At 37.2% G+C, this 10041-nt stretch carries 9 protein-coding genes; 7 read left to right on the top strand and 2 right to left on the bottom strand.

The annotated features are described in order from the left end of the window. Positions 1–551: 551 nt before the first annotated feature. The gene (gene yejK / locus H5072_RS04745) at positions 552–1568 is read right to left on the bottom strand and encodes a nucleoid-associated protein YejK (protein ID WP_182692863.1); all 1017 of its coding nucleotides are present in this window, start codon (positions 1566–1568) and stop codon (positions 552–554) included. 62 nt (positions 1569–1630) lie between these two features. Here yejK and H5072_RS04740 point away from each other — a divergent pair, with 62 nt between their 5' ends. From H5072_RS04740 to H5072_RS04710, 7 genes are all read left to right on the top strand, one after another. Further along, positions 1631–1843: a DUF1414 domain-containing protein gene (locus H5072_RS04740; RefSeq protein WP_002961475.1), complete on the top strand. Its 213-nt coding sequence runs from the start codon at positions 1631–1633 to the stop codon at positions 1841–1843. 5 nt (positions 1844–1848) lie between these two features. Continuing rightward, positions 1849–3345, top strand: coding sequence for a DUF3413 domain-containing protein (locus H5072_RS04735; RefSeq protein ID WP_024596962.1), 1497 nt, complete (start codon positions 1849–1851; stop codon positions 3343–3345). Positions 3346–3431: 86 nt separating this feature from the next. After that, positions 3432–3911, top strand: coding sequence for a DUF4124 domain-containing protein (locus H5072_RS04730; RefSeq protein ID WP_182692862.1), 480 nt, complete (start codon positions 3432–3434; stop codon positions 3909–3911). A 103-nt stretch (positions 3912–4014) separates the two neighbouring features. Beyond that, on the top strand, positions 4015–5733 hold the full coding sequence (gene aceK, locus H5072_RS04725) for a bifunctional isocitrate dehydrogenase kinase/phosphatase (protein ID WP_182692861.1): 1719 nt from the start codon (positions 4015–4017) through the stop codon (positions 5731–5733). A 19-nt stretch (positions 5734–5752) separates the two neighbouring features. Continuing rightward, positions 5753–6691, top strand: coding sequence for a LysR family transcriptional regulator (locus tag H5072_RS04720; RefSeq protein ID WP_002961484.1), 939 nt, complete (start codon positions 5753–5755; stop codon positions 6689–6691). Between the two features lie 177 nt (positions 6692–6868). After that, positions 6869–7312: a PA2169 family four-helix-bundle protein gene (locus H5072_RS04715; RefSeq protein ID WP_002961486.1), complete on the top strand. Its 444-nt coding sequence runs from the start codon at positions 6869–6871 to the stop codon at positions 7310–7312. 313 nt (positions 7313–7625) lie between these two features. Continuing rightward, positions 7626–8018 carry a biopolymer transporter ExbD gene (locus H5072_RS04710; protein WP_182692860.1) on the top strand — a complete coding sequence of 131 codons (393 nt, stop codon included), beginning with the start codon at positions 7626–7628 and terminating at the stop codon, positions 8016–8018. A 73-nt stretch (positions 8019–8091) separates the two neighbouring features. Here H5072_RS04710 and H5072_RS04705 read toward each other — a convergent pair. Beyond that, on the bottom strand, positions 8092–10041 hold a 1950-nt coding region (locus tag H5072_RS04705; RefSeq protein WP_182692859.1), incomplete at its 5' end, for a TonB-dependent siderophore receptor.

Raw genomic sequence — 10041 nt, 5'->3', positions numbered from 1 at the left:
TATGTGATTTGAATAATCAGAAAAATGACTTCACGCCCGTAAAAAGTAATTTTTTCACAAAGAGGTAAAGAGACGCTGCGCTTTTAGAGGTAGTAATAAGTCTAAGTCTTGCTAACTTAAATAAGCCCGCTAGCAAACCATCGCTTGTGTTTCTCATTTACTCCTCTTTCACTTCTCTTTGTGAAATAGATCTTTTAGAGGTTTTAATTAAATAAACAGAAGCGGTGCTTCTCGCGTAAGCAAGCTTCACGACTACAGCCGAAATTTAAAACCGAATAAGATTAACTTGTAGACGCACAACTTGTTGGCGTGACGGGCACAAAGCCCATAATAAGCGACTTATTCACAAAGAGGTTAAGAGACGCTGAGCTTTTAGAGGTAGTAAAAAGGCTAAGTCTTGTTAATAAAGCACGACTTGTGTTTTCTCATTTACTTCTCTTTGTGAAATAAACCTTTAAGGTTTTTTTTCCGATGCAACGAATTTATATACCGATACAAAAAAGCGCGATATAGATACCGCGCTCTTAAATCAGATTTTTAACTTGTGAAATTTACTCGCTTTCACTTTCCATAAAACGTTGTAACTGATCTTTTAAGTTTGGCGGAATACCTTTAATTACAAGCGTGTCCGTTGCCTCGTTGTAAGTTACGCGCTCACCTAAGTGTTTACGTTCAAAGCTTACACTCACACCACCACCAAGACCTGAGAACTTAACCATGCTGGTTACGGTTTTCTTATCAACAGGAAAAGTTTCTTCTAAGTCATAGCTTTGTTCTTTACAAAAACTATCAAACGGGCTGTCATCGCCTTTTGTAAGCGTTGCAGATAGCTCTCTTACGCTGGCATCTTCACCAGTTGTCACACAGTCATTACAGTAGTCAAAAACTTGTTTACGTAAATCGTCTTTTTCTGATTTATCAAATTGTTGCTCAGATAAATAATCCTCTACTGCGCTAAGCATTACTTGGCTTTGCTGTTTTGAATCAATACCCTCTTCACAACCTAAAAAGTCTAAGAAAAAGTCAGCAACTTTACGTCCAGCTCGCCCTTTGATAAATGAAATATAACGGTTGTCGTCAGCTTGTGTATCCCACGCTGTTAAATCGATACGAGCAGCAAGTTGCATGCGTGATATGTCTAAATGACGAGAAGCGGCTAAATCAAGCTCTGAGGTCATAGAATAATGCTCTTTGATGTTAATCATCGCAATTAGCATGTAATCAGTTGCAACGTACTGGTAATGACAAAATACTAAATAGCCTGTTTCACTAAATGCATATTTATCAAGTTCTTCTTTTAAAACCGTTGAGGCTTGCTCGGTCATATGCCAAAAGCCTAACTCATCGTTACGGTAACTTTGCATTGCAGATGCTACAACACTGTTTTTGTCACCACTGAAAGCACAATAACCTTTACCAGGTTTACCATTGTATGCATGATGTAATTGTTCGATAAAAACGGCTACTTTATCGTTAATTACCATCTCATCATTTCGAAGGTGAATTTGCGTATCGTCGTCTTTTTTGTCTACATAGTGAACGACTAATTTTTTAACGTCTGTTGTCATCTTTGTTTTTCACGCCTCTAGTGTTAAAATACGAGAATATAACTATTTTATTGAACCAACTAATGCCAATCTTATCAAAATACTCTAATGAAGAAGTAGAACAAATCGTCGATCAGCTTATTGATGTGCTAACTAAACACAATGCGCCGGTTGATTTAAGTCTTATGTGTTTAGGAAATTCTATCACGCATATCTTAAAAGAGCATGTACCAACAGGGAAAAGACAAGCTGTAACCGAGAATTTTGCAAAAGCGCTCGCGCAGTCGGTTAAATAAAATTTATGAATTTATCGCAGCACAATCAATTTTCATCAAAAGCGAGTCAGCTGCTAAGTTGGGGGCATTGGTTTACCTTTGCCAATATCGGCTTAGCCCTACTTATTAGCTTAAGCTATTTATTTGCAGACTCGCCACCTACAAGCTTTTTAGGCATTACCTATATGCTAGTTACTTGGCTAAGCCACACTAGTTTTATAGCCTTTTTAGCGTTTGTGCTGACGGTATTTCCGCTTAGTTTAATATTCCCCTACCCACGACACATTCGTGGCATGGCCGCTGTTATAGCCACTGTAGGCGCATCATTGCTTACTCTTGATGCTTATGTGTATGTTAATTTAGGTTATCACCTAAGTATATCTGCCTTACCTGAGATCATTTCATTGTTGTGGCATCGTTTAACAAGCTCTCCTGCTTTAACAACCATTTTAGCCAGTGGTATTGTTGTAGTTATTTTAGGCTTTCAGCTACTTGTTAGTAATTACACATGGCACCACCTTGAGCGTTTAAAGCAATATAAATTTGCACGTTACGCAATTTCTTTTTTAATCGTGTGTTTTTCGCTTAGCCACAGTATTCATATTTGGGCTGACGCCAATTTAAACTTTGACGTAACAAAACAAGATAATGTTTTGCCACTTTCATACCCTACTACTGCTAAAAGCTTGTTAGCTAAAAATGATCTGCTAGATATAGAAAGCTACGAGCAAGCACACAACGTAAAAATTAATAACCAAAATATTAGTTATCAAATGCCAAGCCCGCTTGAAAAATGCGAGGACTACACACAAGCCAATGTAGATATATTTGTATTTGAAACTCAACAACAACTCGAAAAGTTTGTTGCCGAGAATAAAAACATGCACAAAACAGAGCAGTTTTTACAGCCAACAAATCATGACGATACGTTATTTAGCTTAGTGTATGGTTTACCCGCTTTTTATAAAGCAGCAATTTTAACCGAGCAGACACTCCCAGTTTGGCAAAGTCAGCGCCGTAGCATTGAAGTAACTGGCATTGAAGAACTAAGCTTTATTAATGATCAAGCACATAGCTCTAGTGCTATTCGAGTAATTAAAGCGAGTGATACCCCTACTGTTCGAGATGATGAAACACAAGTTTTTGCTTTTAGTCTTGCCAATAACAAGCAAGAAGTAGTAACCACCTCAACTTTATACAGCTCTGACAAACGTATTTCTAAGGTAGATGGGCTAATTCAACCTAGCGATTTAATTGCAACAAGCGTTGGGCAATATTTAAATTGCAAAGCTATTGCCAAGCAAACAATGCTAGGCGTTAATCTATACAAGAAAAAAGACGATATGGGCGTGAACTACTCTCAGGGTGTTGTTATAGCCTATAAAAAAGATAGGATTACCTTAATAGATTCAGATGGTAACTTTAAAAACATTTCCGCCGCTGAAGGTTTTTCTATTGAACAAGGTTTAGATATACCATTTTTAGTACAGAGTATTAAAAAGCTCAAAACCTTTACCCAATAATAGTTATCCTAACCTAGCTTGATATACCACCAAGCTAGGTTATAGTTTTATATTGTTGTTAGATATAAAAACCAAGGATGACATGTATGTTTAAAACTTCTCGTTATATTCTCCATTCTAGCTTTTTACTTATCAGTTTTTTTAGCTTTAGCGATACCACTTACTACAAATGTGTAACAGAAAAAGGCACTGTCTTTTCTCAACTCCCCTGTGACGACGAAGCAACGACTTATAAAGTTAATACAACGGGTAATCAGTATTCTGGTCCTAAGGTTGACTACACTAAACAACTAAACGAACTTGAGCGTAAAAGGCTTCTATCTGGCTTACAGGCAGAGCTTCGCAGTAATAACCATAAACTAACAATACTTGATCGTAATAAAGAGCTTGCTGAATACAAACAACAAGAGCGGTTAAATCATATCTTAGCCATTGATGATAAAAAGCGTATTACTAAAGACATTACTAAAAAACTAAAAATAATTAATAAAACATATAAGAAAAACGTATCGGCTGTGACTAAACAAATTAAAATTCTCGAAAAAAAGATAGCTCAATTCCAATAAGTTACTCTTAGTTAGTAAGTAACATTTATCTTGGTTTTAAACTTAAAATAACATACCCTTAACACAATAGAGTATAAACTCTAGGGACTTTTAAGGAGTGCAAATGCAACCTCGCCATATTGCTGAATTAATTTTAACGGGTTTTAAAAGGCACTATCAGTTATTTCAAAAAACAACAGCCAAAGCCCCTCTTGCCTTTGCAAAAAAAGATTGGCAAGCAATTAATGATATCAGCCGTTTGCGTATCAGCTATTATGATGATCGTGTTAACGAAACCACGCAAGCGCTAAAAAAAGAAACCCCAACCGAACAACTCGATGAAAGCCTATGGCTTGAAGTTAAAAAGATATACCAGCATTTTTTATGTTTTCATCCCCAAGCAGAGCTCGCCGAAACTTTTTATAACTCTGTATTTTGCCGGCTGTACCATAGGCGCTATTTTCATAATGACTTTATATTTGTAGAAGCAACCTTAAAAGATGCTCCTTCAGTGCCTGTAGAAGCAGAATATAGAACTTACTTTCCTGTAGTTGATGGCCTCAAACCAACAATAAAACGCATTATTAATCATTTTGATTTTAAAGCCCCATTTGTAAATTTAGAGCGTGATATCCGCCTCCTTGTTAAAGCTTTTTATAAACAAGCCCCCGATACACATCACCAACCTTGGCAAATGCGCTTTGATATTTTACACACACCTTTTTATCGTAATAAAGCAGCCTATATTGTTGGTCGTGTTGTTTCAAAAAGTGGGGTTCAGCCCTTTATAATCGCTGTATTACACGATGAAGATAACGGATTATATTTAGATGCACTTTTAACTAAGTCATCTCAAATGCGTGTTATTTTTGGCTTTGCCCGCGCCTACTTTATGGTAGAGACTCACGCACCTTCAGCACTTGTCCGGTTTTTAAATCAACTTATGCCAAACAAAACACTTGCTGAGCTCTATAATGCAGTGGGTTTTCATAAACAGGGGAAAACTGAGTTTTACCGAGAGTTTTTAAATCACTTATCTCACTCTATTGATGAGTTTACAATTGCACCGGGGACTCCCGGTATGGTGATGATGGTATTTACCCTTCCCTCATTTGGTTATGTTTTTAAAGTAATAAAAGACAAATTTGGTGAGAGTAAACCCTTTGGCCGTGATACCGTATTAAAGCGTTATCAACTGGTAAAAAACCATGATCGCGTTGGCAGAATGGCCGATACTATAGAGTATTCTAACGTCGTATTTCCTTTAGCGCGTTTTGATAGTAATTTACTTGCGCAATTACATAAAACAATTGGCTCATCAATGGTAATTGAGGGCGATTGGTTGATCATCAAGCATTTGTATATTGAACGGCGAATGACACCTCTTAACTTGTTTTTAGAAAATGCTGATGAAGAAAGTGCTGCCGACGCGATTGAAGAATATGGGCAAGCCCTAAAAGAAATGATTGCTGTTAATATATTCCCTGGTGATATGCTCTTAAAAAACTTTGGTGTAAGTAAGCACAAACGTATTATTTTTTACGATTACGATGAAGTCCAATATCTAACCGATATGAACTTTAGATCATTACCAAAAGCAAAGAGCTATGACGACTATTTAATGGATGAACAAAGTTACTCTGTTGCACCACAGGATGTATTTCCTGAGCAACTTTGTACATTTGTAATGCCAAACCCTATGTATAAAAAGTTTTTACTCAGCACTCATCCTGAGCTTATAGATGTTAGCTTTTGGAAGCACGCACAACAAAATATAAAAAATGGTCAGGTAAGTCATATTTACCCATACCCGACAGCACAGCGCTTTATTCACCACTGGTAAGCGCTAAAGGACACACACAATGAATATAAGTAAAATAGATTTAAATTTACTCGTTTACCTCGATACATTGCTTCGAGAATGCAACGTAACACGCGCTGCTAATCAATTGAGTATAACGCAACCTGCAATGAGTAATGGCCTTAAACGTCTTCGTAACTTATTTAACGACCCTATTTTAGTTCGTACCAGCGATGGTATGGTGCCTACCGAGCGTGCTTTGGAGTTACAACCCGTTATTCGTGGCATATTAATGACGCTTGAAGAAACTCTAGCACCTAATCGAGAATTTGAGGCAAGCCAAAGTAAGCGTGTGTTTAGAATAATGGCCAGTGATTACGCTGCAAGTACATTAGCACCAAAGCTTTTAAGTAAATTGCACGAAGAAGCCCCTGATACTACTTTAGATATACTCACACCAAGTGATGTCACCTTTCATGATGTAGAAAACGGTAAAGTAGATATGGCAATCAACCGTTTTGAAAACTTACCTCAGTCTTTTCATCATAAACGTATTTGGAAAGATAGTTTTTGCTGCTTAGTAAAAGCCGATAATCCTATAATTGAAAACTTTAGTCTCGACAGCTATTTAAAAGCGCGCCATATATGGGTAAGCAAAACAGGTTTTGGTGTAGGTGTAGGCATGGACCCTAAAGATGTGCAAAAACTTGGCTGGGTTGACGAAGCACTTGCTCACTTTGGTAAGCATCGTAATATTGCCACTTTTACGCGTAACTACCATGTAGCTATTCATTTAGCTAAAGAGAAAAATTTGATTGCGACCCTTCCTTCAAAAGCCGCAAATATATATTTAGATGATCCGGGGCTTAAAATTTTAGAGCCACCATTTCCAATTCCTCCTTTTGAGCTTGATATGATTTGGAGTCCACTGTTACATCGCGATGCGAGTCACATTTGGTTACGTCAAAAAGTAGCTGAAGTAGCTGAAGAGCTAAAATAACTTTATTACACAATATAATGTAAAAATTGCTAGGTTAATTTTTTGCCTGTTAACTTAGCATCCTACTGAAACAAAATTAAACCAATAAAATCAAATAACTACATAACTATTAAAACGTGGAACATACATTGCTTTTATTTAATTGAACTATACATTCATTTAATTAAAGAGGTCATTATGAACACCCATCAAGGATCAGAAGTAAATCATATTACTGACATCATTCAAGTTATGAACAGCGGCATCGATTTTTATCAAAAAGCACAGGAAAAAGTTGAAGACCCTGCTATTGGTGCACTTTTTCAGCGTATGATAGATGCCCGAAAAGTGAGTGTTGAGCGCTTGCAGCCATATGCAATTAATGAAAAAGGCGAACGCGAAGATGGCTCATCTTTCGCAGTTGAAGCACGACGTGCGTACACAGCCCTATTGACTACTTTCACCTCACACAACGACAGCACGTATGTAAAAGAGCTTGAAGAGGTAGAAGATAAAACCCTTGAAGAAATTAAAGCAGCAATGGATAAACCGCAACCAGCTGACTGCGAAGCTGCACTGGCTAAAACATTATTAACAATGCAAAGCTGCCATGCAGAAATGAGCCGTATGCAAAAGCATTAAGCTTACATAGCGCATAACTAGAACCCAGCCTCGAGCTGGGTTTTTTATTACCTCTAATACCAACCTACATAGTTTTTTAAGCAATTTAACAAATTGAATTACATTATAACGATGCTAAATAGACCCATTTTTAAGCAGATCGGTATAAACACCACCTTATTTCGCCACATTTTAAATACATAATTAGTACAAATATTTAATGTTATTAGAATATTTATTTAACCACGCTTTATTTTTGCTGTGCTAATTTTGTTAATAGGTACCTAAAACCTTGCTGTGGCGCCGCAGCATTTAATTAAAAATAAGGTCCAATATGAAAAAACTAACCAAACTACAAAATAATGCTGATGTAGATATGACCCCGATGTTAGACATAGTGTTCATATTACTAATTTTCTTTATTGTAACTACATCTTTTGTAAAACCTGTGGCTATTGAATTAAACCGACCACTCGACAGCCCTCAAATAGATAAGCCTGTTAAAAATGCTTTATTTAAAATTGATGAAAGTAACGGAGTATATTTTTCTGAGAGGTTAATTGATTTAGAGCAAGTTGCGACTAATTTAGCTATGTTCGCGGCTGAATATGAAATAAGTTCGGTACTTATAACCGCAGACGAAAACAGTACACATAATACTTTAATGAATGTCATGAATAATATTAAGCAATACGATGATTATCCAATAAGTTTGATTTCTAAATAAAATCAGCCCAAGCTAAAACCAAAAAAAGGGCCTTACGGCCCTTTGAGTTAAATAACAAAAGGGAGGTTATTAATTAAAAACGGTATTCTGCACCTACGTAGTAGTAAGCACCGTTAAAACCAAACGGAGCCGAACGACGTGAGTAGTCAAACACACCTGAGCTGCTAATTACGGTATTACCATTAGCATCTACAATAGTACCTGAGCGAGAGTTACCTATTTCATTTTTATCTGGGTAAACATCGAACAAGTTATTTGCACCAATATTTACTGATAAGTCTTCAGTAACGAAGTAGTTAACTTTAACGTCAGTTAAAATTTCTGCGCCATACGTTTGACGACCACCATCTTCTACTGTGTATTCACCAAAACGATTAAGTGAGAGGTTAACAGTCCAATCATCACGTTGATAAAGCGCACTTAAGTTAATACGGTCCTCTGGTTGCCACTCTTCTATAATAGAGATGTCTTCAGCTGAGAATATATCTTCTACTTTTACTGTCTCAAGGCTTGAGCCAGCAGGAGAAAATAACGATACAACATCTGTTTTGGTAAAGTTAGCTGCAAGTGTAAAATCAAGCGTGCCGCCTAAACCTTCAGTGTTCCACGTTGCTACAAAATCAACACCACGAGTTTCTGTATCAGCACCATTTAAGAAAAACTGCCCTACGCCAGCACCTGCACTATTTAGTGCTGCATCAAGGCTTGTAGATAACCCTTTACCTAAGCGATCACTAATTACAATACGGTCGTCAATATCAATCGAGTAGTAATCAACGGTTACATTAATATTATCGGTAACGTTATACACAATACCTAAACTACGGTTTTGTGATTTTTCTTCTTTAAGTTTTGGAATACCTAAACTTTGCGCAAGTGTTGAATCATTTCTAAATGTACCAACTTCTTCTGCAACTAAATTCCCATTAGTATCAACAACAAATTGTGTGCTTACGTTATTAAAGTAAAGCTGCTGCATTGAAGGCGCTCTAAATCCTGAGCTTAATGCACCACGTAATGAAATATCGTCGGTAATAGACCAGTTACCAGCAAGTTTAAAGTTTACTGTATCGCCAAAACCTTTGTAGTTATCGTAGCGAAGTGCTCCAGATAAAATCACATCTTCAATTACATAAGATTCTGCATCTACGTAAAATGAAATTACATCACGTGACTCATCCACTGAAGACGCAGGTGATGAACCACCAAAACCTTGTGAACCACCCGATGCATCTTCAGAGCCAACACCGCCACTTAAACCGCTGTAAATACTTACACCATTTAATGTGTCGTAATCGCGGTACGCATATTCATTACCTTCTAAAATACGGTATTCATCAGTACGTATTTCAGCACCCATTGCTAACGAATAATCATCAAAGTTTTGCGTAAAATCAATATTGATTGTTTGCAGTGATAATTCCATGCCGTAAGCGTACGCTTCACGTGGAATAGTTGTACGAATATCAGCTGCACTTAAGCCTTGGTCATAACGTAAAAAGTTAGCGTATGAGGCATTGATAGTGTCACTTGTAGTGTAATCAATGCTGTTCTCACCATAGGTGTAAGATAAATCAAGGCTTGCATCGTTATCAAATTCAGTTTTATAACCAAAGTTGTACGAGATATCGTCGATAGTTGTGTTGATTTTTGGTAAGAAACCTAGCGGAATCGTTGCATCGTTATCTTGTAGTACTGGGTTACCGCCTGCATTTGCATTATGACGGAAAAATGCAGCCGACTCATTTTCGCGTGTTGAGTAAGTAATAAAGCCGTAAAGCTCGCCATCACCTAACTCGTAACCGGTATTAATTGTTAAACCAAACTGCTGAGAATCAGCATCACCAATTCTAAAGGTATCACGATCGGCTGTCAGCTCACGCGGATCGCCAGCAAGTAAAGTGCCGTCACTTAGTTCTGTACAACCATAAAACTGACAAGAGCCATGTAAACCGGCACGGTTAGTCGGTGCACGGTCACGGTAATTGATAGTTGTATTTAAATAACCGTCATCACCTAGCGC

The organism is Pseudoalteromonas sp. SR45-5 (genome assembly GCF_014163565.1).
In the GTDB taxonomy this organism is placed as follows: Bacteria; Pseudomonadota; Gammaproteobacteria; order Enterobacterales; family Alteromonadaceae; genus Pseudoalteromonas; species Pseudoalteromonas distincta.
The sequence above is the reverse complement of the archived record's forward strand: the minus strand, read 5'-3'. Positions and strand labels throughout refer to the sequence as shown.